Consider the following 24,820-nt stretch of genomic DNA (forward strand, 5'->3'; position numbering starts at 1 on the left):
TATGAAAAACATATACTCAGTTGCTTTCGATTAAAAACGAAAGTAACTTATGCAGTAAAAACTAAGATGAATTTACAAAAACATAATGAGAATAAATTGAAAAGCTAAGAAGCATATTATTTTTTAGGTATCACTTGACTAGTAAAATGAAACGGAGGAATTATCAATGTATGAAATTAAAGGGCATCATCACATTTCAATGGTTACAAAAAACGGAAGTGAGAATAACCATTTTTATAAAAACGTGCTTGGTTTACGCCGTGTGAAAATGACGGTAAACCAAGATGATCCATCGATGTATCACTTATTTTACGGAGATAGAACAGGGAGCCCAGGTACGGAACTATCATTTTTTGAAATGCCTTTAGTAGGAAAAACGTACCGTGGTACGAATGCAATTACGCGAATTGGCTTACTCGTTCCGTCAGAGGAAAGTTTACATTACTGGAAAGAACGATTTGAGAAATTTGGTGTAAAACATAGTGAAATAACAACATATGCAAATCGTCCTGCTTTGCAATTTGAGGATGCGGAAAGTCTTCGTCTCGTGCTACTCGTTTCAAACGGAGAAAAAGTAGAGCACTGGGAAAATTGGGAGAAATCAGAAGTTCCTGCAAAGCATCAAATTCAAGGAATGGGTTCTGTAGAAATGACAGTTCGTAGACTTGATAAAATGGCGAGTACACTTACAGAGATGTTTGGTTATACAGAGGTTAGCCGCAGCGAAGAGGAAGCAATTTTTCAGTCCATTAAAGGAGAGGCTTTTGGAGAAATCGTTGTGAAATATTTAGATGGTCCTACTGAAAAGCCGGGCCGCGGTAGCATTCACCACTTAGCAATTCGTGTGAAAAACGATGCAGAGCTTGCCTATTGGGAAGAACAGGTGAAACAAAGAGGCTTCCAGTCTTCAGGAATCATTGATCGTTTCTATTTTAAAAGCTTATATTTCCGCGAATCAAACGGAATCCTATTTGAAATTGCGACAGATGGACCAGGATTTACAGTTGATGGAGATGTGGAACATCTAGGAGAAAAGCTTGATTTACCACCATTCTTAGAAGATCAGCGAGCAGAAATTGAAGCGAATTTAGCACCGATTGAAGAGAAGTAATAGAAGAAAATATACAACTTTAACAAATAAATGAAACCCATTGGAGGAATATAAAATGAACCAATTAAAAGGAATTCACCACGTTACAGCGATTACAAGTAGTGCAGAAAAAAACTATGAGTTTTTCACTCACGTTTTAGGAATGCGTTTAGTTAAAAAAACAGTAAACCAAGATGACATTCAAACGTATCATTTATTCTTTGCAGATGATAAAGGTAGTGCAGGAACAGATATGACATTCTTTGACTTCCCAGGTATTCCAAAAGGAGTACACGGTACGAATGAAATTTCAAAAACTTCATTCCGAGTGCCAACTGATGCAGCGTTAGCATATTGGGTGAAACGTTTTGACCGTCTTGAAGTAGAACATACAGGAATTAAAGAGCAATTTGGTAAGAAAATTCTTTCTTTCGTTGACTTTGATGACCAACACTATCAATTAATCTCAGATGAACTTGATAAAGGGATTGAATCAGGTACACCATGGCAAAACGGACCAGTTCCATTAGAATATGCAATTACTGGTTTAGGGCCTGTATTCATCCGTATTGCAAACTTTAGTTTCTTCAAAGAAGTGTTAGAAAAAGTTTTATTATTTAAAGAGGTTGCGCAAGAAGGAGAATTCTATTTATTTGAAGTGAATAAAGGTGGAAACGGTGCTTCTGTCATTGTAGAACATAATACGGTTATTCCAGAAGCACGACAAGGTTTTGGTACGGTTCACCATGCTGCATTCCGCGTAGAAGATCGCGCTGTATTAGAAGAATGGATTGAGAGAATCAGTAGCGTTGGACTTCCTTCATCTGGTTATGTAGACCGTCATTTCTTTGAATCATTATATGCAAGAGTTGCACCACAAATCTTATTTGAATTTGCAACAGATGGCCCAGGATTTATGGGAGATGAGCCATACGAAACACTTGGCGAAAAATTATCTTTACCTCCATTCCTAGAGCCAAAACGTGAAGAAATTGAAAAATTAGTTCGTCCAATTGATACAGTGAGAAGTACGAAGGAATTTATTAAAGAGTAAAAATAGAGATAGTAAGTAGGAGAGCAAGTAGTTTTAGCGGAGTGCTGGAACTGCTTGCTTTTTTATTTATCCTAGTAAGTTTTCTGACAATTGTTTCTCAAGTTATTAAAAAGGAAAACTTTGGTATAATTAATCAAAATATTAAATTTTCTGATAATTATTTTTCAATGCATAGAAAAGGAGTGGTAATATACAATTTTGATAATTGTATAAAAATACTAATTTTGTAAGTTTGAGAAAAGGAGATGCGAGTGTATGGGAGCAGATGTAGTAACGCGGGAGCAAATGAAACATTCTTTAGATGATTGGTATCGTGTAATGTTACAGCAAAATATAGAGAAAGCTACGGAAATGAAAGAGGAGATTGAAAGTAAGATTAGTGGGTTGGACGTAGATCAGGATGTATTGCTTTATCATGCGTTGTTGAATTTTAGATATGATGCATTAGTTGATTGGATTGGGGTTAGAGAAGATAGTTTTGATAAAGTGGAATCTTTTGAAATCCCGGCAGAAGGTGTTCTAGCTTATTACTATCACTTTTTTAAAGGGTTTCATTGCACATTAATTTCAAATTATAATGAAGCGAAAGAACAGTATGAGCAAGCTGAGAAGTTATTGAAATATATTGCCGATCCGATAGAACATGCGGAGTTTAATTATCGGATGGGGAATTTTTATTATCAAAAATATGACCAAGTTCATGCAATAGATTACTTGAATAGGGCAAAAACAGCATTTTTGCAATATCCAGGCTATGAAATAAAAGTAGGATTATGTGAAAATGCTTTTGGACTATGTTGTGTAGACATAGATCACTATGAATTAGCGGAAGAAAACTTTAATTCTGCTATGGAAGTATTGCAAAAAGCAGATCAAAAAAAATATATGCTAATGGTTCGGCATAATTTAGCTTGGCTTTATGCTAGTCAAAATCTTTCAGAATTAGCAATTCGTCATATATCTGAGGTGACCAAAAATTATCCAGAACACTTTAAAGCCTTGTTTGTAGAAGCACGTGAACATTACAAATTAGGACAATATAACTTGGCGAATCCAATTGTTGAAAAAGGTTTAAATATTTGTGTTGATTTAGGAGAAAAAGAATTTCAACATCGGTTTAAAATTTTGAAAGAACTCAATGGAAAATCTTCAGTATCAATTATTGAAGATGTAATTTTAGAAGGAATTTCTTATTTTGAGAGAGAAAGATTATGGGATTGTATTCAAGAATACACTGAAATTTTAGCACTGAAATTTTATGAATTTGATGATCATGTTAAGGCAAGTAAATATTTTTATATGAATAATAAGGCTCAAAAAAATATATTGGAAAAGGGAGCGTTAAAATAATGAAGAAATTTCGTTTGGCTATTGTTGGGACTGCATTAGTAGGGGTATTATCAATTGGGTTCAATAGTTCTTTTACAAATCAAGCTGTAAATATTGGTGACACAGGAGGGGCACCAGCAAGACCAGACTACGTTAATATTGGTGACACAGGAGGAGCACCAGCAAGACCAGACTACGTTAACATTGGCGACACAGGAGGAGCACCAGCAGATAATAGAGGCGACGGCGGAGTAAGCCAACTATAATAACAAAGAAAGGGACTTCAACATGAAGTCCCTTTTTCTATTTTTAGGCCATGTAGAGAAAAGAATTGACTTACTTTAAATATGTAACTATAATAGTTACAGAATAACCATTAGTAATAGAAGTGAGTTATATTTTTTTAGTATAATTGTAACTGTTTTAGTTACAATTAAAAAGAGAACATAAAACAACCAAAAAATGTAAAAACTTTAAATAGCAACTCAAGAAAGGAGACGGGAACTTTGAAACGGTTTAAGTTTTATTTGATTAGCGGTATTGTGCTTGTTTTGCTTATCGTATGTAACTTCGTTGATAAGCCGATTGCGAAGGTTGAAGAAGTGAAAGATACTGTTATGATGAAGCTGAATACGAAAGAGAGTATGGCGCAAATTGATGGGCAGACGATTTATTTTAAGCAAATTGGTGAGGGGAAACCTCCGTTACTCATGTTGCATGGGTTTGGTGGTTCTTCTGATGGGTTTAGTGATATTTATCCGGAACTAGTGCGAGATCATACGATTATTGCGGTTGATATTTTAGGATTTGGGCGTTCTTCTAAGCCGGTTGATTTTCAGTATTCGTTTCCTGCGCAAGTGAATTTATATTATAAGTTAATGAAGAAGCTCGGGTATGATCAATTCGCAGTACTTGGTCATTCGATGGGCGGAGAGATGTCTCTCAATTTAGCGTATTTATATCCGGATGCAGTGACGCATCTCATCTTGGCGGATTCTACAGGGATAGAGTCTTTCCAGCAAAAAGAAAGTTATGAAGTACCACCGCTATCGACGGACTTACAAACTGTAACTGAGATTGCGAAGTATAATAAAAATGAAGTAAAAAATAGTCGTGATGATAAAGAGCATTATGATCAGCTTACGAAAATGCGAGAGCGCCGCATTGCGATGGAAGCTGATAAAATTAAGGTACCGACTTTAATTATATGGGGACGACATGATAAGAGTGTTTCGTGGAAAAATGGTGAACTGTATCATGGGCTATTTGCAAATAGTACGTTTCATATTATTGAAAAAGGATACCACGCACCGTTTCGTCAAGAACCAATTGAGTTTATGGAATATGTACAAGCATTTTTCGCGAAGCATCCACAATAAAAATTTTAAGCATAAATCCACTTCTTTCCTCATAGAGTGAAACTAATAAGGCTTGTCTAAGGAAAGGAATGAAGTAGAGTGGAAACTTTACCATGGTGGGTTTATCTTGTAATTGTTGGGATTGTATTAAGTGGCTACATGGTTTTATATACTTCGAAAAAAGAGCAAGATATGGATAATGAGTTTATCGAAAAAGAAGGCGAAGTATATATGAAGCGTTTAGAAGAAGAGCGTGAGAAACGTAATCAGGATAGTGATAAAGATTCGGTATTGCTTTAATAGAACTTTTGAAAGGTTACCACTTAGTAGGATTTTACATCTAGGTGGTAGCTTTTTTTCTTCTGCGGGAGCAGTATATGTTCATCAAGCTAAGGTTATATTAGTTTAATTTTACATGTATAAGAGAGTCATCATAAACTTTTATTGATGGTATTTATATATTTTTTTACTCATAAGAATGGAACTAGTGGGGATTTTACTGGGGGGGATTAACAATGCATAGGGATGAAACTTCATTACATCCGGATACAGGTGTTACATCTGTAATGTTTGTTGAGCGTTCATTAAATGAAATTCGTTTTTGGTCTAGAATCATGAAGGAGCATTCTTTTTTTCTTCGTTTAGGATTTAGATGCGAGGATACTCAACTAATCGAAGAGGCGAATCAATTTTATCGATTGTTTGAACATATTGAACAAATAGCGCATTCCTATACAAATGAAACAGATCCTGAGCAAATAAAAAGATTTAATGCAGAAGTACAACAAGCCGCAACTAATATTTGGGGATTTAAACGAAAAATTTTAGGGTTAATTCTCACATGTAAATTGCCAGGACAAAATAACTTTCCACTTTTAGTTGACCATACAAGTAGGGAAGCTGATTATTTTAGAAAACGTTTAATACAATTAAATGAAGGTAAATTAGATGCTCTTCCTGATGCTATTATTAAAGAAAATGTTTTCTTTTTACGGATTATGGCAGACCATGCTAAATTTATTGGCCATCTTCTTGATCCATCGGAAAGAAAGCTTGTAGATACAGCGCGGAATTTTAGCAATGATTTTGATGAATTGATGTATCAAGCAATTGACTTAGAATCTATGAAACCACAATCCCAAACAGCCCCTCTTTTAGATCAATTTTTAGATCAAAATCGTGTGTCGGTTGCATCTCTTCGGGATTTTAAGAAAACAGCACGTGATTTAATTGAGCAATGTAAAATAAAGAGTATCATTCATCCATTATTAGCAGACCATGTTTTCCGTGAAGCTGATAGATTTCTTGAAATCATTGATATGTATGATGTTCATCTTACAAATATTCAATCACAACCTAGATATTAGAAGATAAGGAAAGATACTATTTTTTCCTTAAGCCGAGAAGTTAACAATTTATTGTTAGCTTCTTTTCTTTGGGATTAAAATTTTCTTTTAAGGACTACATAAATCCCTTTGACCAAATATGTAATTCTTTGTAAAATGATATATATGGAAAGATTATGAATATACAGGAAATCTATGGATAGTAGATTTTAATAAATTATTCGGGGGAAATTTATTAGTTAAGTATATTAACTTGTTTGCACTACATTTTACAAATAAAGGGGTATTAGTAATCATGAAAGCAAATTAGTAAGTTTAGCATTACCAGTTATGTTATTGAGTGGTTGTATTACAATTGAAACTGATGGTAAGAAAGCTGAACCAAAGAAAGAAGAAACGCAAAAGGTAGAGAAAGAGAATAAGACTTCTGAAAAAGAGAGTAAGTCAACTGATGGTAAGAAAGAGGATAGCTTGTCTGTAGCGAAAGGTGAAGGTACAAACAGTAGTTCATCAAGTAGTCAACCAAATTCTTCTTTAAATAATTCAACTTCTTCTAGTTCTTCAACTGGTAAGGTAACTGGTTCAGATGTTGAAAGGTACAAGGCAGATATCATAAATAGTGCTACTCAAATTGAAGATACAATGAAATTAATTGAAGGAATAGCAGATTCAGACGTAAAATCATACAAACAAAAGAAAAGTGAAGTACAACTGAGTTTAGGTGGAGCAAAGGCAACTGCAACGAAACTGAAGAATCTACAAGCGCCTCCTGAGTTACAGGGAGAACAGGCGAAGATAAAGCAGTCGATGGAACTATATGCGGATTGTTTTCAACTTCTATTTGATGCATTGGACCAAGAAGACGAAAGTAAAATGCATCCATCATTAAGTAAAGCACAAGAAGGTTCGAAACTGTTTGAAGAGGCAGCGAAGAGTATCGGTAGTAAAACCAACTAAAAATAAAGTATTTAAAGGGGTATTTGTAAGTGCAGTTGGTGTAAGTGAAGAGTTAGGAATTAGTTATGGAAACACATTACAAATTTATCAAATGGACGATAATGTTCGTATTCGATATGTAAAACAATAAATAATTGATGAAAAACTCTGTAATAAATTTTACAGGGTTTTTTGTTAGTTCTAGTTTATTTTTTTGTCTTCCTAAGCGCTAAGCATACTAGTATAAGTTGAGAAATGAACAAGAAGATTTGATGGGGAATATTGAATTTCCGATAAAAAATAACAATAGTAGACGTGTTTTTTTCACGGTTTAAACCATAGTAACTGTAACCATCCAAAGCCCAATTCATACACTATGATGGAGGCTTTTTACTTACTAATTGGATGAAAAAGGAGTGTAATCATGAAGAAACGTACTGTTAATGAAGCGGGAGGGAATGTGCCACAACCAATCCGTAGCGACGGAGCTGGTGCGATTGATTCTGGACCTCGTAATGTTATGCGGGATATTCAAAATCCGAATATGCTTGTTCCGCCTATAACGGATGCAGGGTTAGTTCCTAACTTGAAGTTTTCATTCTCGGACACTTCTATGATTTTGAAACAAGGCGGGTGGTCTCGGGAGATTACTGCTCGGGAACTACCGGTTTCGACGACGATTGCGGGAGTAAATATGAGTTTAACGGCCGGTGGAGTACGAGAACTACATTGGCATAAAGAAGCGGAATGGGCGTATATGCTTTTAGGACGGGCGCGCATAACGGCTGTTGATCAAAATGGGCGTAATTTTATTGCTGATGTTGGGCCAGGTGATCTTTGGTATTTTCCTCCTGGTATTCCGCATTCCATTCAAGGATTGGAACATTGTGAATTTCTACTCGTTTTCGATGATGGGCATTTTTCTGATTTATCTACTTTAGCTATTTCTGATTGGTTTGCGCATACGCCAAAAGAAGTGTTGTCGGCTAATTTCGGAGTACCTGAGAGTGCTTTTCGTTCTATTCCTTCAGATCAAGTTTATATTTATCAAGGAGAGGTGCCAGGTTCGCTTGAAAGTCAGGAAATTCAATCGCCGAAAGGAGAAGTTCCTTTAACATTTAAACATGAATTGTTAAAACAAAAGCCGATTAAGACGCCTGGTGGTAGCGTTCGAATTGTAGATTCTACAAATTTCCCTATTTCCAAAACAATCGCAGCAGCGCTCGTTGAGGTTGAGCCTGGTGGAATGAGAGAACTTCATTGGCACCCGAATAATGATGAATGGCAATATTATTTGACAGGGGAAGCGAGAATGACTGTGTTTCTTGGAAATGGTACCGCTCGTACATTTGATTATAGAGCTGGCGATGTCGGATATGTACCGTTTGCGACGGGGCATTATATTCAAAATACAGGTACCGAAACATTATGGTTTTTAGAGATGTTCAGAAGTAATCGTTTTGAAGATGTATCGTTAAATCAATGGATGGCACTGACTCCTAGAGAAATAGTGGAGAGTAATATACATGTTGGCCCGCAAGTAATGGATTCCCTGCGTAAGGAGAAGAGGCCTGTTGTGAAATATCCGGGGTTTTCATATAGTCCGAAAAATGATGAGTAAAAATGAAAATTTGCGTTATTCTTTCTGGAGACTGATAAGAAGGGATGGCGTATTTTTTATGCCTAATCTAGTCTTTATCCCGCTATTTGCCGGGCAGTAAGACCCCACTGATTAAAGTTTCACTTTATTAGTATCCGTCCCTTGTATTATTGTTCGGGAAATTATTATTGGAGCATAGTATAGGGAAGATACATATAAAAGAGCGCCATTATAAGCTGTAACGTATAAGTTGCGCAGGAAATGCAACGATAACTCGCTTTACTCTTCATCATTTATTTAAACATAATGGGCATAGAGAGGTGATAAACACAGTATGATTTTTAGTGAGCGTTTAAAAGAAGAAAGGGAAAAAAGAAATTGGTCACAAAATGATTTGGCTGAAAAACTTCATGTGAGTAGGCAATCTGTTTCGAAATGGGAGACGGGAAAGAACTATCCGAGCATTGAAATTATTATTCATTTAAGTGATTTGTTCGGTATTACAATTGATGAATTGCTAAGGGGTGATGAAGAATTGACGCAGAAAGTAATTGAAGATAGTAAGCAATTGGCGTATCCAAAATGGAAGGTGTTTTTTGATAGTCTATTTATGATAGGGGTATTTTTGTTTATTGCAAAAATCGTTGTATGGATGCTAAATAAGTTTGCAGGAGCAAGTATTACAATTGTAGCAGATGCGCCATATGTAATGAGTCTTTTACCCCTTGCATTCATGATTATAGGTGGTATGGGATCGGATAAGTTGAAGAAAATATATAGATAGAGGAAAGATTTGAAAGAAATCCCCTACACTAGCTGTTCTTTTCACTTAAATTGTGTACTATAAAGGATAGGATGACATAAAGAAGGGGATATAGAGAATGGAATTTCATGAACAGAAGATTTTGCCGGCAGTGAGGCAAATTAAAGATTTGGAAAAGCTATTACATAGTTCGTATGAATATATTGTTATTTTAGATATTCATGTCGGCCAATTGAAGAGTGTTATATCGCTTGCGAAGCAATATTGTAAAAAGGTGTTTTTACATGTGGATTTAATTCATGGTTTGCAGAGTGATGGGCATGCGACGGAATATTTATGTCAGGAGTTTAGACCGTACGGGTTACTTTCAACAAAGGCGAGCGTTATTATGAAGGCGAAGCAAAAAGGTGTTGTGGCAATACAACGCATCTTTTTAATCGATTCGAGTGCGATGGAGAAGAGCTGCAATCTTTTAGATAAGACGAAACCGGATTATATTGAGGTACTTCCTGGAGCATTAACGGACGTTATCGCTGAAGTGAAAGAGCGTACTGGTGTACCGATTTTAGCAGGTGGTTTTATTCGTACTGTAGAAGATGTGGAAAGAGCTTTAAACGCTGGTGCGACAGCAATTACGACATCAAAACGCGAACTATGGAAACATTACCAAAAAAAGTGACGAAAATGTGAATTTTTTCGTTGACACCGCTTTCATTTACGGTTAACATTATAGACAAGTTAATAAACGTGACGGAGAAAAGTAGAGATCCACATTTCATTGTTTCTATATAAATTTATATAGAAGCGTGCAAGCTGTGGGTCTTTTTCTTTTGACAAAAACGAATGGCCATTCATTTTACCTCTATCACATTTGGAAGCGTTTAAATTGATTGTGGAGGGATACTATGTCAGCATTTTTAGGAGAGTTAATAGGGACTGCGTTGTTAATCGTACTTGGTGGCGGCGTTTGTGCTGGTGTAAGTTTAAAGAAATCGTTTGCGAAAGATTCAGGTTGGATTGTTATTACAATGGGCTGGGGCTTAGCAGTAGCGGTTGCAGCGTATGCGGTTGGATCAATTAGTGGGGCACATTTGAATCCAGCTTTAACAATAGGATTAGCATTTAAGGGAGCGTTCCCATGGAGTGATGTACCAGGTTATATCGCAGCACAAATGATTGGGGCAATTATCGGGGCAGTTATCGTATATTTACATTACTTACCACACTGGAAAGAAACAGAAGATCCAGGAACAAAGTTAGGTGTATTTGCAACAGGTCCAGCAATTCCGAACACATTTGCAAACCTTTTAAGTGAAATGATTGGAACATTCGTTTTAGTATTTGGTATATTAGCAATTGGTGCAAATAAATTTGCAGATGGATTAAATCCATTTATCGTAGGTTTCTTAATTGTAAGTATTGGTTTATCATTAGGTGGGACAACAGGATACGCAATTAACCCAGCGCGTGATTTAGGTCCGCGTATCGCACACTTCTTCCTTCCGATTGCAGGAAAAGGCGGTTCAAACTGGAAGTATGCATGGATTCCAGTAGTTGGTCCAATTTTAGGTGGATCACTTGCAGGTTTATTCCATCAAGTTGTATTTGAAGGAAAGCAAAATTCAGCACTTATTTATGTGATTATCGCAACTGTGATTGTACTAGCAATCTCTTATATGACAAGTAAAAAAAGCGGAAGCAATACAAATAGTAGAAAAGTAGCATAAGGGGGAAACCGATATGAAAAAATATATTCTTTCATTAGACCAAGGAACAACAAGCTCACGCGCAATTCTTTTCAATAAAAAAGGTGAAATTGTTCATTCAGCTCAAAAAGAGTTTACACAACATTTTCCAAAGCCGGGCTGGGTAGAGCATAATGCACAAGAAATTTGGGGATCTATTTTAGCAGTTATCGCAACTTGCTTAAGCGAAGCAGATGTAAAACCAGAACAAATCGCAGGTATCGGTATTACGAACCAACGTGAAACAACGGTTGTCTGGGATAAAACGACTAGTAAACCAATTTACAACGCAATCGTATGGCAATCTCGCCAAACAGCTGAAATTTGTGATGAGTTAAAAGAAAAAGGTTATAGCGAAATGGTTCGCGAAAAAACAGGTCTTTTAATTGATGCATACTTCTCTGGAACGAAAGTAAAATGGATTTTAGATAACGTTGAAGGTGCAAGAGAAAAAGCAGAAAACGGCGATCTATTATTCGGAACAATTGATTCGTGGCTTGTATGGAAACTATCTGGTGGTAAAGCACACGTAACAGATTACTCAAACGCATCACGTACGTTAATGTTTAACATTCACGACTTACAGTGGGATGATGAGCTTCTAGAAATGTTAACAGTACCAAAGAGCATGCTTCCAGAAGTACGTCCATCATCTGAAATTTACGGAGAAACAATTGATTACCACTTCTTCGGTCAAAATGTACCGATTGCAGGTGTAGCTGGTGACCAACAAGCAGCATTATTTGGACAAGCTTGTTTCGGTGAAGGTATGGCGAAAAATACTTACGGAACTGGTTGCTTCATGTTAATGAACACAGGTGAAAAAGCAGTAGCTTCTGAGCACGGTCTATTAACAACAATTGCATGGGGAATAGATGGTAAAGTAAACTACGCATTAGAAGGAAGTATTTTCGTAGCAGGTTCTGCAATTCAGTGGTTACGTGACGGAATGCGCATGTTTAAAGATGCAAGTGAGAGTGAAGTGTATGCGAGTCGCGTTGAATCAACTGATGGTGTATACGTTGTACCAGCATTCGTTGGACTAGGAACACCTTATTGGGATAGTGAAGTACGCGGCGCTATGTTTGGTGTAACACGCGGTACGACGAAAGAGCACTTCATTCGTGCAACGCTAGAATCTTTAGCTTACCAAACGAAAGATGTATTATGCGCAATGGAAGCAGATTCAGGTATTGAACTGAAAACATTACGCGTTGATGGAGGAGCAGTTAAAAATAACTTCTTAATGAAGTTCCAAAGTGATATTTTAGATGTTCCTGTAGAGCGTCCAGTAATCAATGAAACAACGGCTCTAGGTGCAGCATACTTAGCTGGTCTTGCGGTTGGATATTGGAAAAACCAAGATGAAATTAAAGAACAGTGGCATATGGACAAACGCTTTGAACCAACGATGGAAGAGAAAACAAGCGAAGAGCTATATGCTGGATGGAAAAAAGCAATTGAAGCAACAAAAGCTTTCAAATAATCATAAACAGTGTTATAATGGTGACAAGTTAATAATTCGGTAGGAGATTTGGAGAGACCACAACGCGCTATAGAGGCGAAATCTATAGCGGAGTTTGTGGTCTCTTTTTTCGTTATCAAAGGGAGGAATTACCATGAAATTTTCAAGTAAACAACGTAAAGACGTATTAAACGGAGTAAATAAACAAGAGTTAGATGTGATCGTAATTGGTGGAGGTATTACTGGTTCTGGTATTGCATTAGATGGAGCAACACGCGGGTTATCAACAATTGTGTTTGAAATGCAGGACTTTGCAGCAGGTACATCAAGTCGTTCAACGAAGCTTGTACACGGTGGTCTACGTTATTTAAAACAACTTGAAGTGAAAATGGTAGCAGAGGTGGGTAAAGAGCGTGCGATCGTATATGAGAACGGTCCCCATGTAACAACACCAGAGTGGATGTTACTTCCGTTCCATACAGGTGGTACGTTCGGATCATTTAGTACATCAATTGGTCTTCGTGTATACGACTTCTTAGCAGGTGTAAAACGAAGCGAGCGCAGAAAGATGTTTAACCGTGAAGAAACATTAAACAAAGAGCCTCTTGTAAAAAAAGAAGGATTAAAAGGCGGCGGTTACTACGTAGAATATCGTACAGATGATGCGCGTCTTACAATTGAAGTAATGAAAGAAGCAATTGAGCACGGCGCAAAAGCTGTTAACTATGCAAAAGTAGACAGTTTCTTATATAAAGATGGAAAAGTATGCGGTGTACGTGTAATCGATTTACTAGACGGAGAAGTATACGAAGTTTACGGTAAGAAAATTGTAAACGCAGCTGGCCCTTGGGTAGATACACTTCGTGAAAAAGATAACTCGAAAAAAGGAAAAGTACTTCAGTTATCAAAAGGTGTTCACTTAGTAATTGACCAAAAACGTTTCCCATTAGGTCAAGCGATTTACTTCGATACACCAGATAAACGTATGGTGTTCGCGATTCCTCGCGGCGGAAAAACTTATGTAGGTACAACAGATACGTTCTACGATAAAGACGCAGCTGTACCACAAATGACAACAGAAGATCGCACATACATCATTAATGCGATTAACTACATGTTCCCAAGCGTGAAAATTACAGAGAAAGACATTGAATCAAGCTGGGCTGGTGTACGTCCGTTAATTTATGAAGAGGGTAAGAGTGCATCTGAAATTTCTCGTAAAGACGAAATTTGGACTTCTGAATCTGGTTTAATTACAATCGCAGGTGGTAAATTAACAGGATACCGCAAAATGGCTGAAATGGTAGTAGACTACGTAACGAACTTACTACAAAAAGAAGGTCATAGCGCATATCCGAAGAGCGACACGAAACATATGCCAATCTCTGGTGGACATGTAGATGGTTCACACGGATTCCCAGCATTCGTTGCGAAAAAAGCTGGCGAAGGTACGAAATATGGTTTAACAACAGCACAAGCAGAAGAATTCGCGAAATTCTATGGTTCTAACGTTGACGTACTATTTGACTTAGCGAAAAAACATAAAGACGAAGCGAAAGAATACAACATGCCGCTTGACGTTCTAATCCCGCTTGTATACGCAATGGATTACGAAATGACAGCAAAACCAGTTGACTTCTTCGTACGCCGCAGAGGCGCTGTATTCTTCAACATCCACTGGGTATATGAGTGGAAAGAAGCAGTAATCAACTACATGGCTGCGAAACTAGGCTGGAGCAAAGAAGAACAAATGAAATATACAGCAGAACTAGAAAAAGCACTAACAGACGCTGTTATTCCTGTAGATCAACAAGAACAGGCAGCTGCGTTAGCATAAAATAGAGAACCACCTGAAGGGGAGCCTTTAGGTGGTTCTTTTTTTATGGAATATTCTTCTAACTGTATTGAATAACGACATATGTTGTTATACGATGTATATAAGGTGGTGGTATTGTTGGACAAAGAAATCTTGAAGGGAAGTATAGATATTTTATTACTTTCTATCATTGCAAAACGTGATACATATGGATATGAAATAGCTCAAAGTTTAAAGGATGCAAGTGAAGATTTGTATAGTATGGGGCAGGGAACTTTGTATCCTGCTTTAAAGAGATTAGAGAAAAAGGAGTTTCTTGAATCTTATTGGAATGAATCTGAGAATGGGATGAAAAGGAAATTCTATACTATTACAGATAAAGGGAAAAAAGAATTGCAGAAGAAAGTGAATTCTTGGGAGAGTGTAACAGCATTAATTCAAGCTTGTCAGAAAGGAGTTATTTATGAGTGAATTTGATGAGTATATTAAGTCTATTTTAGCCTATTCAGAACTTAGTGATATTGAACAGGATGAGTTATTTCTAGAAATGTATGATCACTTGAACAGCTTGAAAGAAGAATATATGGAACAAGGTATGAATGAAAAAGAAGCGATTTATAAAGCGATTCAAAGTTTTGGAGAATCAAAAGTTATTGGCGTAGAGATTAATAAATCGGTATACGAAGTTCCTAGACCATTAAAGGTATTATCAAAAATTTTATGTATTCCTTATATAATCATTTGTTTTATTGTCTTTTTAGGAACGTTTATTTCAACTTCTACATTTGACTCTGTTCGCAGTTTGACAGGTGGGACTGTCTATCATCCCATTGAATTTTGGCAGCAATTTTTACATATATCTGATTTAGAAACGTTATTACAACTTTTTGGAATAACACTTTGGCAAATTAAAGATTTTATTGCACATCCAGGTCCTTGGGGAAACTCAACTTATTGGTTAAGTGTTTTACAACATATAATATTAGTAGTTCCATTCGGATTTTTCGTTCCAGTGCTGATTAATAAAGTGACTAACTATAAGAAAGCTCGTAAGTGGTATGTTATGACCTTTCTTGTTTGGGAGATATTACATTTACTAACTTTGTCTGATGTTTTTGATGTGTGGCGGATTGCTATAAATATGCTCGGTGCGTCGGTAGGATATCTTTTATTTATAAGCATGATACAAATAGATAATAAATTTAGGATAATGCGCAAGAAGATATTTGAAAATTAGCTTGCTATTCTGTAGTTTAAATTATACAAATTTAGTTTGATGGTAATAGAGTATTGCTGAAAACATAGGTGCTATATAGTGAGAGGATTTTTTATATTCGTAATAGGTGTTGTTCCTTGTTTACTCATACTGTTATGAAGCGGGTACATAATCCGTCTTTATTGGTGCTATAAATGATGAGAGCGGCACAGCTGAACTTGAAAAAGTCTAGCTGCGTTAGCGTAAAATAGAGAACTACCTGAAGGGGAGCCCTTTAGGTAGTTTTTCTCTTGACTAAAAATAAATAAAATGTGTTACAATGATGATAGAGTATGTAGTGTGAATTTTGCATAAAATAAAAAAGACAGAAGCCTGAGAAACTTCTGCCTTGTGTAACCTAACTTGCTATTGTGGTGGTAGTAGGTGCGGTTATAAGACAATTACATTAACGTTTTAGCCGAGAACCGCCCTTACCTTTTCCACGAAGCAGGGTGGTTCTCGCTTTTTTGTATACAGAAATTAGCCACGGACCGACGTATCTTCGACCGATGACAACGCCAGCTCCGGTTAGGATACCATACACTAATTTAATTATAAACATCGCGATTATATTATCACCTCCCCCCTTTTTTCAAAATGGAAGAGATGATTGCCACACCTACTAGTTATAGCTTATTAAGTTACATTTTAATTGTATTATGTTTTAAAATAGGGAACAAGATATATGGATGAAAATTCCTGTTTTTAAGCAGAGCATTAGTGTCAGGGGACAAGAAGTAAATAAATATTCATAAAAAACGGTATGGACATTACCATCCGTATTTTTTTATGTATTTATAAAACTTTTCCATACAGTGCGTCGTCTAATATATGGGAAGGAGGAAATGATGTGGATGAATTAACGATAGAAGCGTTTGAAATAGAAGATAAGGAGGACCTTATCGACGAAATAATGAACAAGTATGGACAAGAAGTCCTGCAGCTTGTGTATTCGTATGTGAATAATAAAGAGGTTGCGGAGGATTTAACGCAAGATATATTCGTGAAATGCTATAAATCTCTTCATACATATAAAGGGAATTCGAATTTGAAAACATGGTTATGGAGAATTGCAATCAATCAATGTAAGGACTATTTAAAAAGTTGGTATAACAAAAAAGTTATCGTGACAGAGGATGACTTTACGTATATGGAGAGTCAAAAAGAAAGTGTCGAACAAACAGTTATTCAAAATGCTGAGGATAGTAGGTTGGCTTCTGCGGTAATGAATTTACCGATAAAATATCGAGAAGTCATTTATCTATTTTATTATGAGGAATTATCAATTAAAGAGATTGCTATGGTAATAGACGTAAAGGAAAATACGATAAAAACGAGACTGAAAAAAGCGAAGGAACTTTTGAAGAAAGGATTGGAGGGATAATCAAATGGAAGATCGATTAAAAGGCTTGCGAAAATCAATGGAGAACACAACGTTTAAACATTTGAGTTTTTCTGATCAGCACCAGAAGCAGGTGCGCGAAAAAATTAAGCAATCGTCCGAAAAGGAAGAAGATATCCTTTTAGCAGTGTTACAACTTCTTATGAATGAAAAAACGGGTTATGAATTGATGCAGTTGCTAAGAGGGAGAGGGATTCAAAAATTCGAAGGTGGTGAAGGGTCTCTATACACTTTATTACATCGTCTAGAACAAAATCGCTTTATCCAATCTAGCTGGGATCACGCGGGAGCTAAATATTATCAATTAAATGATAAAGGAAATAAAATGCTGCGAAAGGCAGAGAAGAATGCTACGAAGGCACGATTTATATTAAAAGGATTAGTACAGGAGTGAGAAAAAATTGAGCAAAAAAGGGGAGCGTTTTTTAAAAGAAGTTACGAACCATATTAAATCAAAAGAAGCAAAGGACTTGGTGGCAACAGAACTAGACTTTCACTTGAAACAGACGAAGAATATGTGGATAGAGAAAGGCTTAAGTGAGGAAGTTGCTGAAGATAAGGCTGTTGAACAAATGGGAAGTCCAATTAAGCTTGGCCAGGAACTTAATAAACTACATAAGCCAAAGGTTGATTGGTTCTTAATTGGTTTATTAGTGGCTGCGATGGGGCTAGGATTTTTGCCAGTTATAGCGCTTGGACATGCTGACTTATTAATGAATAAGGTGATATTTGTAATTCTCGGTGTTACAACAGCGATTGGGATGATGCTATTTGATTATCGGAAGTTAGAGAGACTCGGGTGGCTGTTTTATACAATTGGTGTACTTATCTTGTTAATGATAAAGTGTTTTCCGACTGCTTTTTTGAATGGTGAGCCATTAATGAAAATTGGTTCCATCATAATTGACTGTCTAATGACAATACCATTCTTCCTTCTATCCTGGGCTTCTTTTTTCAATAACAGTAGATTAAAGTTTATACATTTTCTCATGTTGTATTTATTTTCTTTATATTTATTTCTAACTACATCAACTCTTTTACCACTGTTCATCTATATCACGATGGTATTTGTTATGCTTTGGTGGAGTAAGCTAGGAAAGAAAACGGCCTGGCTCATTACAATGTTACCGATTTGTTTCTTTATTATTAGGGATTTATTTTCCTGGTCTGCCGTAAAAGAATACCGGATAGCTAGAATTTTAGGGTTTTTAAACCCAGAGCATGATCAATGGTATTTACGTTTAAAAGAGGCAATGGCATCGGCAGGTTGGTTTGGTACATATGGAAATATAAAGTCTATCCCTGCTACTCATACTGATTTTGTATTTGCAAGTTTGACTTACTATTATGGATATGTGCTTGCGCTAGTTCTTGTCTTGATTTTGTCTCTTTTTGCAGTAAGAATAATGAATATAGCTTATAAAATAAATGATGGTTATGGTAAATTACTCCTCGTTGGTGGAGTAACTCTTTTTGTATTCCATTTCGTTTATAACGTTGGCATGATCCTTGGGATATTACCACGTGTCTCTATATCATTACCCTTTATTAGTTACGGCTTGATACCAACTCTATTTCACGCATTTATAATGGGAATCGTGCTAAGTGTATATCGACGTAAAGATATTCCTTTTAGAATGAGAAAAACACCTTGATGATTATCAAGGTGTTTTCATTATAAGCTCAAAACTCTCCGAATCAGCCCCAAGCACAAAAGGACTAACCTCGCCAACGCTATAAAGTTGCAACTCATGCATCGCCCGCGTACAAGCAGTGTAGAACAATCTACGAACGCTCTCATGGCTGTACACATCTTTAGAAGCATTGTAAATAATAACAGCATCAAATTCGATACCTTTCGCTAAGTAAGCAGGGATTACGACAATGCCTTGCTCATACTCGGCTGAGTTACTCTTCACGAGTTTAATATTATCGATATGATTAAGTGCTTCGTATGCAGCTGCGCTTTCAGCTGCAGATTTACATATAATTGCGATCGTATTGTGCTGCTCTTTTTGTAGTTCAGCAACTTTGGCAGTAATACGTTCGTGCAGTTCGTTGACATTCGATACTTTCGTCACTGTAGGTTTCTCGCCGTCACGTTCAAAGGCGTGAATGTTCTTGCCTTCCGGTACGAGAGCACGTGTAAATTCAATAATCGGTTTTGTTGAGCGGTAGCTACGAGTTAAGTTAATGCCGTTTGTTTCGTCTGGACCGTATAAATTTGTAAGTGTATCGAAATTAACCGTTTCACTCGCATGAGCAAATATCGCTTGGTTAAAGTCTCCGAGTACCGTCATTCTTGCGGCAGGGAAGAGACGTTTTAAAAACTCGAACTGAAACGGAGAATAATCTTGCGCTTCGTCTACGAGTACGTGTTTAATCGATCTGTTCGTTTGGAAGCCTTCAATTAATTCTTTTAAAAGTAAGAATGGAGTCGCATCCTCGTAATATAGTTTTCCTTCATCAAGCATGTTTACTGTTAAGGAGCAAATGTCATCCCACTCTTTCGGTTTTTTCTCAGTAACCCATGATGCATCTGTGAAGAGTTGTTTATATATGCCTGTGAAATTGATAAAGCGTAATGTTTGAACGCCTTTACGCAGTGGCTTCAATTTTTTACGGACAATCATACGTCCAAGTACTCTCGTTTCTTTTTCAAAATCATTAAAGGAGTTGTCGTCAAACTCTCCTTTTTTCTGCAAATATTTATAAGCTTTTTGGTATTCATCTTTACTAAGTAATTCAATTTCTTCTTCTACCCAAGGCTTTTTCAGTTCTGCTTTTTCAAGTGCATCTATTTGCTTATTTAGCCAATCCGTTAACTTCTCAATTCGACTATGGAAGCGGAGGGAGGAGTCGGTATTGTAAAATTGCTCTGTAATTTCTTTCGCAGAAACAATCAGTTTTCCTCTAAATTTCATTCCTCTAAATAGCATGCCTGAAGATTCAAGAGATTGTCTGTACGCTCTAATCATCTCGAAAAATTGAGTGGATGCTTTAAATCGGATGCTCGCATTTCTCGTTTTATAGGTAGGATTATTCGTTTCAGTTAACATATATTCTAATTGTTCATAAGGATCTTCAACTTCAAATGACTTACTTAGTCTATGATTTAAATATTCTTGGAATGTAACTTGCTGCATATTTTCTTCACCGAGTTCAGGTAGTACGTTAGAAACGTAGCTATTGAACATAGAGTTAGGAGAGAAGAGAATAATTTGATCTGCTTTTAGCCATTCGCGATATTTATATAGTAAGTAGGCGATTCGTTGTAATGCAGCTGATGTTTTACCACTACCAGCGGCTCCTTGCACGATAAGGAGTCGGCCTTCATCGTGACGGATAATTTCATTTTGCTCGCGCTGAATCGTAGCAACGATGCTTTGCATATGTTTGTTCGTGCCTTTTCCAAGCGCTTGTTGCAAGATTTCATCACCAATTGTAAGGCTCGTATCGAACATAGAATCAATCTCGCCATTTTGAATAATGTATTGTAATTTTTTCTCCACATTACCGTGGATTACGCCGCCTGGTGTACTGTATTCAGCCGGTCCTGGTGGATAATCGTAGTATACACTCGAAATAGGTGCGCGCCAGTCATATATAAGGAAGTTTTCTCCGCTTGCATCCGTAAGTGTAGCGACGCCGATATAAATTTGATCCGCTGCAGATTCTCCTTCTTCTTTGAAATCAATTCGTCCGAAATAAGGTGCTTTATGCATGCGTCTTAATGCGGCAAGTCGATTAAAGGTGTGCTTATGGGTAATTTGTGTAACAGCTAGTGACTGAGCTTGTTGTCTTAAGTTGATAACTGTTTCAAGATAATCATCGAAAGTATCCGTGTTCACTTTCACATCATCCCAAAAGTGTTTACGAATATTGATTACTTCTGCTCGGCGTCTGCCAGTTTCGTTTTCCAGTTTATCAATTTGCTCCGTAATTGTCTCGATTACGGTATCCAATCTTTTTTGCTCTAGATCAAGTTTTTTGTTCATACGGTAAGCACTCCTTTAAAAGTGAAAAATAGAGGTTGACTGAAGATGTGTTTTGGTGTACAATTAAGATACGGATAAATACGTTCCTTTTGTTTTATGAAACGTGTTTCTGTTCTAATTTAACATAGTTTTTTCATTTAATCAATGATAATAAGATAAACCTTGGTTCTACGTGGCGTGGATCAAGGTTTTTTTGTGTTTGAAGAGGGAGTCACGCTTGTTGTCGTTTTTTGTCGGTAAGTCGATATATTTCGAAAATCGCTGATATAATTGGAGTTGCGCTGATATATTTTGAAAATCGCCGATATAATTTCATTTACCGAATCTAGATATAACTACCGGGAGAAGAGGGGATAAAAAAAGCTCGGGCCTAAGCCCAAGCTTTTTACTGCATTATTTCTTTTCTTCTTTTTTAGCGTCAGCTTTTTTCTCTTCGAAAAGATCTTTTAAATCTTTATCGTCAACTTTTACGTCAGCTTTTTTGATTTCTTTCATCATAAGATCATTCATGAATGCAGCATCTTGTGCTTTCTTCTGAACTAGATCTTTTTTGATGTCGCCTTTTACTTCATCAAATGGTTTTTGTTCTTTAATGTCTGTTACTTTAATGATGTGGTAACCGAATTGTGATTTCACAGGTTCGCTTACTTCATCTTTTTTCAGCTTGTAAGCAGCATCTTCGAATTCTTTAACCATTTTACCAGCAGTAAAGTAGCCAAGGTCTCCGCCTTTTTCTTTTGAACCAGTATCTTCAGAGTATTGTTTCGCTAACTCTTCGAAAGATTTACCTTGTCCAAGTTCTTCTTTTACCTTTTTCGCAGTAGCTTCATCTTTTACAAGAATGTGGCTTGCTTTAATTTCAGGCTTGTAGTTTTCTTTTAGTTCTTTATCAGTGATTGTTTTCTCGATAGCTTTTTCTTGAGCTAATTGAGCACGCACACCAGTTTTTATCGTTTCTTCTTTAATACCTTGTTGTTTTAATAGTGTATCGAATTGATCACCGTATTGTTTTTTCATTTCATCGAACTTTTTGTCTACATCTTTGTCTTCAACTTTGTAGTTTTTAATAAGTACTTTTTCCATAACCATGTTGTTTAGTACTTGTTTACCAGCTTGTGTCTTCATTTGATCGTAGAATTCTTCTTTTGTAATGTCACCAGCTTTAGATGTAACAATTTTGTCTGATGATGATGTTCCACATGCTGATAATGCGATTACACTTGTTGCGGCTAAGGCAAGCATAGCTTTCTTCATTCGATAAACACTCCTACTATTATGTATTTTTAATTTATCCTACACCAATGAATTTTGATTCATAAGAGCCCGATTAAGTCTCACTGATACTTTTGCTTTTTTATATTGGTAAAGCGCGCTTAACAGGGCTTACCGTGGCTGAGGATAAAGTTTTGATGAATGTTTTGTTCTATAGTATAAGCAATATGTACAAAATTTAATATATCATATTTCGAACCGTTTTCATATTGATAAAGAAAAATTAACCAGCACGTGTCAGATTTTGAAAGTGTGCCATATTGGGCGTATGCCGCATATACAGAATAGAGGAGGGGATGGGGATGAATTCTCAACTTATTTTATTACTTGTACTGTTTATTTTATTGGTTATTGTAGGTATAATTTGCTTATAGAGGAAAAAAGTGAGGAAGGGGCTTTCCTTCCTCACTTTCCATGAAATATAATTTCTATATAACTAGAAATTAATAAAATTGTTATACATACATTAATAACCCGAAAGACACCGGGCTGGCGGCTCGCAGCTATTTGTTTTCGTTCACACAGTGTATGTGTCATGAAATTCGTGTAAAATATAACAAGAAGTGCGAATGCGACAAAAACAACTGTTATAAGTGTCATGAGGCGAGACCTCCTTTTGGCTAAAATACATATACATATATTGTATCACACGATATTTTGTTCGTGTTACAAAATTCAGAAATAGAAGACTTTGTGTTAGAAAGTGAGGGAGAAAATGGACGTTGTTAGAAGATTAGAACAAGCTGAATACTATGTAGACCTACTATTTAAAATGATTGATGAAGAGAAGTGTCCATTTTATTCTTTGATCATAAAGAAAAAAGCTCGTAAAAAAGATATTGAACGTATACTAAATCTTTGTGAAAAACTGAACGAGCAATATGTAGTGGAGAAAGCAGAAGGGCTTCTTTTGTTCGATGCGCTGTTAGATCAATTTGAAAAAGCGCTTCCACATCAGCTCGAAGTACACGAAACTGCGGAAGCGCTAGCAAAACAAGGTTTATTTAAGCCGCTTATGAATGAATTCTTAAGCATGATTGCGAAAAAATAAATAGATTATTTCTTAACTAACTTTTGATCGGATTCTGTAAAGTTCTCTTCAATATCTTCTAATGATTTCTCAAAAATATCGATAAAGTCTTGTCCGTAAATGTTACGCAGGATTGCAATCAGTTCGATATTTTCTGGGAACTTCCCATAAAAATTACGAAGTGCAAGAGCCCCATTAAACACTGAATTATTTTCAGGATCATACTCTTCCATTAAGCGAAGTAGTAATTCTTCCCCTTTGTCTGTAATTTCAATGTACGTATTTCGTTTATCATCTTCCTTTTTTGAGAATACAAGATAGCCGCGTTCTTCCAGCTTTTTCGAGAAGTTAAACGCTGTTGATACGTGCATAACTCCAAACTTAGCAATCTCAGAAATAGAAGCCCCTTTTAAATGATAAGCGATTGTTAAAATATGATGTTCATTAATATTTAAATCGTAAGGTTTAATCCACTGCTGCCAATCTTTCTCTACACATTTCCATAACGCTTTCGATAATTGAGCAATGCGTTGGCTGAAAATCATCGCTTCTTTTACCGAGTAATCTTTTTCTCCACTTTTCATTTACTCACCCACTTTAACATTCTTTTTTCATTACTATCTATTATGCCAGTAAAATAAAAATTAATAAAGTCTTTTTGTGAGAATTGTGAAAATTTTTCGGAAAAATGACATTCTATACAAATCATGCATAACTATGGAAGCGTTTTATGAGTCGTGAATACATACGTTGTCCTTACATGTTAAGTGATAACATATATTGTAAATGCATAAAAACACGGCATATCTATACGATATGCCGTGTCAAGGTCAATTTATATAAAAAATATTTGTTATATGCAAAAAACTAAGCAGGAATTTGTTTACGCTTTTTCTGGAACAGCTTCTTGTAGTTTCTCAATTGACTTTTGGATGTCCAAAATTTCTTTCTCAATATGGCGCTTGTTTTGAGAAATATCTTGCTTCCAGTTAGAAAGCGTGTCTTGCATGTCATCTTTTAATTCTTGAAACACTTCTTTACCTTCTGAAGCAGTTTCAACAATTTGACGCTTTAATAATTTCGTATCAGCTGTAATATCAGCTAAAGTCTTTTTAATATCATTTCCTTTTTCTTTTAACTTGCCGCGCATGTCTTTACCAGAAGAAGGAGTTGAGAAAAGAACAGCTAGTCCAGCAACTGCTCCGCCGCAAATAACACCTGTAATAAAGGATTTAGCTTTTGACATAAAAGGAGACCTCCTTATTTTTTGTTCGTATTCATGATGGGAAAAATATGCATATCTTTCTTATATGTGCTATGCACAAACAATCATCCCTGAGCATTTTAAGTAAAGAAACAAG

The 24,820-nt window shown here is 36.2% G+C and carries 26 protein-coding genes; 21 read left to right on the forward strand and 5 right to left on the reverse strand.

What is annotated here, in order from left to right:
- The first annotated feature begins 166 nt into the window (after positions 1 to 166).
- From DN407_RS05185 to DN407_RS05275, 20 genes are all read left to right on the forward strand, one after another.
- Positions 167 to 1,111: a ring-cleaving dioxygenase gene (locus tag DN407_RS05185; RefSeq protein ID WP_097796462.1), complete on the forward strand. Its 945-nt coding sequence runs from the start codon at positions 167 to 169 to the stop codon at positions 1,109 to 1,111.
- A gap of 55 nt (positions 1,112 to 1,166) precedes the next feature.
- Entirely contained in the window at positions 1,167 to 2,144 is a 978-nt protein-coding gene (locus tag DN407_RS05190) for a ring-cleaving dioxygenase (RefSeq protein ID WP_149216078.1), read from the forward strand.
- Between the two features lie 255 nt (positions 2,145 to 2,399).
- The gene (locus tag DN407_RS05195; RefSeq protein WP_097796463.1) at positions 2,400 to 3,494 is read left to right on the forward strand and encodes a response regulator aspartate phosphatase; all 1,095 of its coding nucleotides are present in this window, start codon (positions 2,400 to 2,402) and stop codon (positions 3,492 to 3,494) included.
- A complete protein-coding gene (locus tag DN407_RS05200) occupies positions 3,494 to 3,739 on the forward strand; it encodes a Phr family secreted Rap phosphatase inhibitor (RefSeq protein ID WP_000714518.1) in 246 nt (81 codons plus the stop codon). The genes DN407_RS05195 and DN407_RS05200 overlap by 1 nt, the downstream gene beginning before the upstream one ends.
- Before the next feature lie 240 nt (positions 3,740 to 3,979).
- Complete coding sequence (locus DN407_RS05205) at positions 3,980 to 4,852, forward strand: alpha/beta fold hydrolase (RefSeq protein WP_149216079.1); 873 nt, start codon at positions 3,980 to 3,982, stop codon at positions 4,850 to 4,852.
- A gap of 78 nt (positions 4,853 to 4,930) precedes the next feature.
- Positions 4,931 to 5,131, forward strand: coding sequence for a sporulation YhaL family protein (locus DN407_RS05210; protein WP_000449223.1), 201 nt, complete (start codon positions 4,931 to 4,933; stop codon positions 5,129 to 5,131).
- A 215-nt stretch (positions 5,132 to 5,346) separates the two neighbouring features.
- On the forward strand, positions 5,347 to 6,198 hold the full coding sequence (locus DN407_RS05215) for a DUF2935 domain-containing protein (protein WP_000554479.1): 852 nt from the start codon (positions 5,347 to 5,349) through the stop codon (positions 6,196 to 6,198).
- 309 nt (positions 6,199 to 6,507) lie between these two features.
- The gene (locus DN407_RS05220) at positions 6,508 to 7,134 is read left to right on the forward strand and encodes a DUF7018 domain-containing (lipo)protein (protein WP_149216080.1); all 627 of its coding nucleotides are present in this window, start codon (positions 6,508 to 6,510) and stop codon (positions 7,132 to 7,134) included.
- Entirely contained in the window at positions 7,094 to 7,264 is a 171-nt protein-coding gene (locus DN407_RS31515; RefSeq protein WP_002100810.1) for a hypothetical protein, read from the forward strand. Before DN407_RS05220 ends, DN407_RS31515 begins: the two co-directional genes overlap by 41 nt.
- A gap of 273 nt (positions 7,265 to 7,537) precedes the next feature.
- Positions 7,538 to 8,734 (forward strand): oxalate decarboxylase family bicupin, encoded by a 1,197-nt coding sequence (locus tag DN407_RS05225; protein ID WP_000747515.1) that lies wholly within the window; start codon positions 7,538 to 7,540, stop codon positions 8,732 to 8,734.
- Positions 8,735 to 9,047: 313 nt separating this feature from the next.
- Positions 9,048 to 9,497 carry a helix-turn-helix domain-containing protein gene (locus tag DN407_RS05230; protein ID WP_098664068.1) on the forward strand — a complete coding sequence of 150 codons (450 nt, stop codon included), beginning with the start codon at positions 9,048 to 9,050 and terminating at the stop codon, positions 9,495 to 9,497.
- Between the two features lie 97 nt (positions 9,498 to 9,594).
- Positions 9,595 to 10,155: a glycerol uptake operon antiterminator GlpP gene (gene glpP / locus DN407_RS05235; protein ID WP_000394285.1), complete on the forward strand. Its 561-nt coding sequence runs from the start codon at positions 9,595 to 9,597 to the stop codon at positions 10,153 to 10,155.
- A gap of 226 nt (positions 10,156 to 10,381) precedes the next feature.
- Positions 10,382 to 11,203, forward strand: a complete 822-nt coding sequence (glpF, locus tag DN407_RS05240) for a glycerol uptake facilitator protein GlpF (protein ID WP_001272195.1) — start codon at positions 10,382 to 10,384, stop codon at positions 11,201 to 11,203.
- Between the two features lie 13 nt (positions 11,204 to 11,216).
- The gene (gene glpK / locus DN407_RS05245) at positions 11,217 to 12,707 is read left to right on the forward strand and encodes a glycerol kinase GlpK (RefSeq protein WP_149216081.1); all 1,491 of its coding nucleotides are present in this window, start codon (positions 11,217 to 11,219) and stop codon (positions 12,705 to 12,707) included.
- 133 nt (positions 12,708 to 12,840) lie between these two features.
- Positions 12,841 to 14,523: an aerobic glycerol-3-phosphate dehydrogenase gene (glpD, locus tag DN407_RS05250; RefSeq protein ID WP_000672831.1), complete on the forward strand. Its 1,683-nt coding sequence runs from the start codon at positions 12,841 to 12,843 to the stop codon at positions 14,521 to 14,523.
- A 117-nt stretch (positions 14,524 to 14,640) separates the two neighbouring features.
- Positions 14,641 to 14,973 carry a PadR family transcriptional regulator gene (locus DN407_RS05255; protein WP_000356630.1) on the forward strand — a complete coding sequence of 111 codons (333 nt, stop codon included), beginning with the start codon at positions 14,641 to 14,643 and terminating at the stop codon, positions 14,971 to 14,973.
- The gene (locus DN407_RS05260; protein ID WP_097814072.1) at positions 14,966 to 15,739 is read left to right on the forward strand and encodes a VanZ family protein; all 774 of its coding nucleotides are present in this window, start codon (positions 14,966 to 14,968) and stop codon (positions 15,737 to 15,739) included. Before DN407_RS05255 ends, DN407_RS05260 begins: the two co-directional genes overlap by 8 nt.
- Positions 15,740 to 16,607: 868 nt before the next feature.
- Entirely contained in the window at positions 16,608 to 17,141 is a 534-nt protein-coding gene (locus tag DN407_RS05265; protein WP_048568207.1) for a sigma-70 family RNA polymerase sigma factor, read from the forward strand.
- Between the two features lie 4 nt (positions 17,142 to 17,145).
- The gene (locus tag DN407_RS05270) at positions 17,146 to 17,553 is read left to right on the forward strand and encodes a PadR family transcriptional regulator (protein ID WP_000390151.1); all 408 of its coding nucleotides are present in this window, start codon (positions 17,146 to 17,148) and stop codon (positions 17,551 to 17,553) included.
- A gap of 7 nt (positions 17,554 to 17,560) precedes the next feature.
- A complete protein-coding gene (locus tag DN407_RS05275; RefSeq protein WP_149216082.1) occupies positions 17,561 to 18,814 on the forward strand; it encodes an FtsW/RodA/SpoVE family cell cycle protein in 1,254 nt (417 codons plus the stop codon).
- A 6-nt stretch (positions 18,815 to 18,820) separates the two neighbouring features.
- Here DN407_RS05275 and helD read toward each other — a convergent pair whose 3' ends face one another.
- From helD to DN407_RS05295, 3 genes are all read right to left on the reverse strand, one after another.
- Complete coding sequence (gene helD, locus DN407_RS05280) at positions 18,821 to 21,157, reverse strand: RNA polymerase recycling motor HelD (protein WP_097814070.1); 2,337 nt, start codon at positions 21,155 to 21,157, stop codon at positions 18,821 to 18,823.
- 393 nt (positions 21,158 to 21,550) lie between these two features.
- Positions 21,551 to 22,411 carry a peptidylprolyl isomerase PrsA gene (prsA, locus tag DN407_RS05285; protein ID WP_097994880.1) on the reverse strand — a complete coding sequence of 287 codons (861 nt, stop codon included), beginning with the start codon at positions 22,409 to 22,411 and terminating at the stop codon, positions 21,551 to 21,553.
- A gap of 423 nt (positions 22,412 to 22,834) precedes the next feature.
- On the reverse strand, positions 22,835 to 23,029 hold the full coding sequence (locus tag DN407_RS05295) for a hypothetical protein (RefSeq protein WP_000172690.1): 195 nt from the start codon (positions 23,027 to 23,029) through the stop codon (positions 22,835 to 22,837).
- Between the two features lie 115 nt (positions 23,030 to 23,144).
- On the opposite strand from DN407_RS05295, the gene DN407_RS05300 reads away from it, so the two are divergent.
- A complete protein-coding gene (locus DN407_RS05300; protein WP_000383655.1) occupies positions 23,145 to 23,480 on the forward strand; it encodes a DUF1878 family protein in 336 nt (111 codons plus the stop codon).
- Positions 23,481 to 23,485: 5 nt separating this feature from the next.
- On the opposite strand, the gene DN407_RS05305 is transcribed toward DN407_RS05300, so the two are convergent.
- Both DN407_RS05305 and DN407_RS05310 read right to left on the reverse strand, forming a co-directional pair.
- On the reverse strand, positions 23,486 to 24,043 hold the full coding sequence (locus tag DN407_RS05305; RefSeq protein WP_000834924.1) for an HTH-type transcriptional regulator Hpr: 558 nt from the start codon (positions 24,041 to 24,043) through the stop codon (positions 23,486 to 23,488).
- A gap of 299 nt (positions 24,044 to 24,342) precedes the next feature.
- Positions 24,343 to 24,705, reverse strand: a complete 363-nt coding sequence (locus tag DN407_RS05310) for a YtxH domain-containing protein (protein WP_000030302.1) — start codon at positions 24,703 to 24,705, stop codon at positions 24,343 to 24,345.
- Between the last annotated feature and the right edge of the window lie 115 nt (positions 24,706 to 24,820).

The organism is Bacillus sp. JAS24-2 (assembly GCF_008274905.1).
Lineage (GTDB): Bacteria > Bacillota > Bacilli > Bacillales > Bacillaceae_G > Bacillus_A > Bacillus_A cereus.

What these genes read in the sequence shown, in the direction of transcription:
- DN407_RS05190 (WP_149216078.1), top strand. Translation starts at nt 1,167, where the DNA reads ATGAACCAATTAAAAGGAATTCACCACGTTACAGCGATTACAAGTAGT.
- DN407_RS05310 (WP_000030302.1), bottom strand. Translation starts at nt 24,705, where the DNA reads ATGTCAAAAGCTAAATCCTTTATTACAGGTGTTATTTGCGGCGGAGCA.
- DN407_RS05305 (WP_000834924.1), bottom strand. Translation starts at nt 24,043, where the DNA reads ATGAAAAGTGGAGAAAAAGATTACTCGGTAAAAGAAGCGATGATTTTC.
- glpD (WP_000672831.1), top strand. Translation starts at nt 12,841, where the DNA reads ATGAAATTTTCAAGTAAACAACGTAAAGACGTATTAAACGGAGTAAAT.
- DN407_RS05260 (WP_097814072.1), top strand. Translation starts at nt 14,966, where the DNA reads ATGAGTGAATTTGATGAGTATATTAAGTCTATTTTAGCCTATTCAGAA.
- DN407_RS05300 (WP_000383655.1), top strand. Translation starts at nt 23,145, where the DNA reads ATGGACGTTGTTAGAAGATTAGAACAAGCTGAATACTATGTAGACCTA.
- DN407_RS05270 (WP_000390151.1), top strand. Translation starts at nt 17,146, where the DNA reads ATGGAAGATCGATTAAAAGGCTTGCGAAAATCAATGGAGAACACAACG.
- helD (WP_097814070.1), bottom strand. Translation starts at nt 21,157, where the DNA reads ATGAACAAAAAACTTGATCTAGAGCAAAAAAGATTGGATACCGTAATC.
- glpF (WP_001272195.1), top strand. Translation starts at nt 10,382, where the DNA reads ATGTCAGCATTTTTAGGAGAGTTAATAGGGACTGCGTTGTTAATCGTA.
- DN407_RS05195 (WP_097796463.1), top strand. Translation starts at nt 2,400, where the DNA reads ATGGGAGCAGATGTAGTAACGCGGGAGCAAATGAAACATTCTTTAGAT.
- DN407_RS05295 (WP_000172690.1), bottom strand. Translation starts at nt 23,029, where the DNA reads ATGACACTTATAACAGTTGTTTTTGTCGCATTCGCACTTCTTGTTATA.
- DN407_RS05230 (WP_098664068.1), top strand. Translation starts at nt 9,048, where the DNA reads ATGATTTTTAGTGAGCGTTTAAAAGAAGAAAGGGAAAAAAGAAATTGG.
- DN407_RS05220 (WP_149216080.1), top strand. Translation starts at nt 6,508, where the DNA reads ATGTTATTGAGTGGTTGTATTACAATTGAAACTGATGGTAAGAAAGCT.
- glpP (WP_000394285.1), top strand. Translation starts at nt 9,595, where the DNA reads ATGGAATTTCATGAACAGAAGATTTTGCCGGCAGTGAGGCAAATTAAA.
- DN407_RS05225 (WP_000747515.1), top strand. Translation starts at nt 7,538, where the DNA reads ATGAAGAAACGTACTGTTAATGAAGCGGGAGGGAATGTGCCACAACCA.
- DN407_RS05200 (WP_000714518.1), top strand. Translation starts at nt 3,494, where the DNA reads ATGAAGAAATTTCGTTTGGCTATTGTTGGGACTGCATTAGTAGGGGTA.
- glpK (WP_149216081.1), top strand. Translation starts at nt 11,217, where the DNA reads ATGAAAAAATATATTCTTTCATTAGACCAAGGAACAACAAGCTCACGC.
- prsA (WP_097994880.1), bottom strand. Translation starts at nt 22,411, where the DNA reads ATGAAGAAAGCTATGCTTGCCTTAGCCGCAACAAGTGTAATCGCATTA.
- DN407_RS05215 (WP_000554479.1), top strand. Translation starts at nt 5,347, where the DNA reads ATGCATAGGGATGAAACTTCATTACATCCGGATACAGGTGTTACATCT.
- DN407_RS05185 (WP_097796462.1), top strand. Translation starts at nt 167, where the DNA reads ATGTATGAAATTAAAGGGCATCATCACATTTCAATGGTTACAAAAAAC.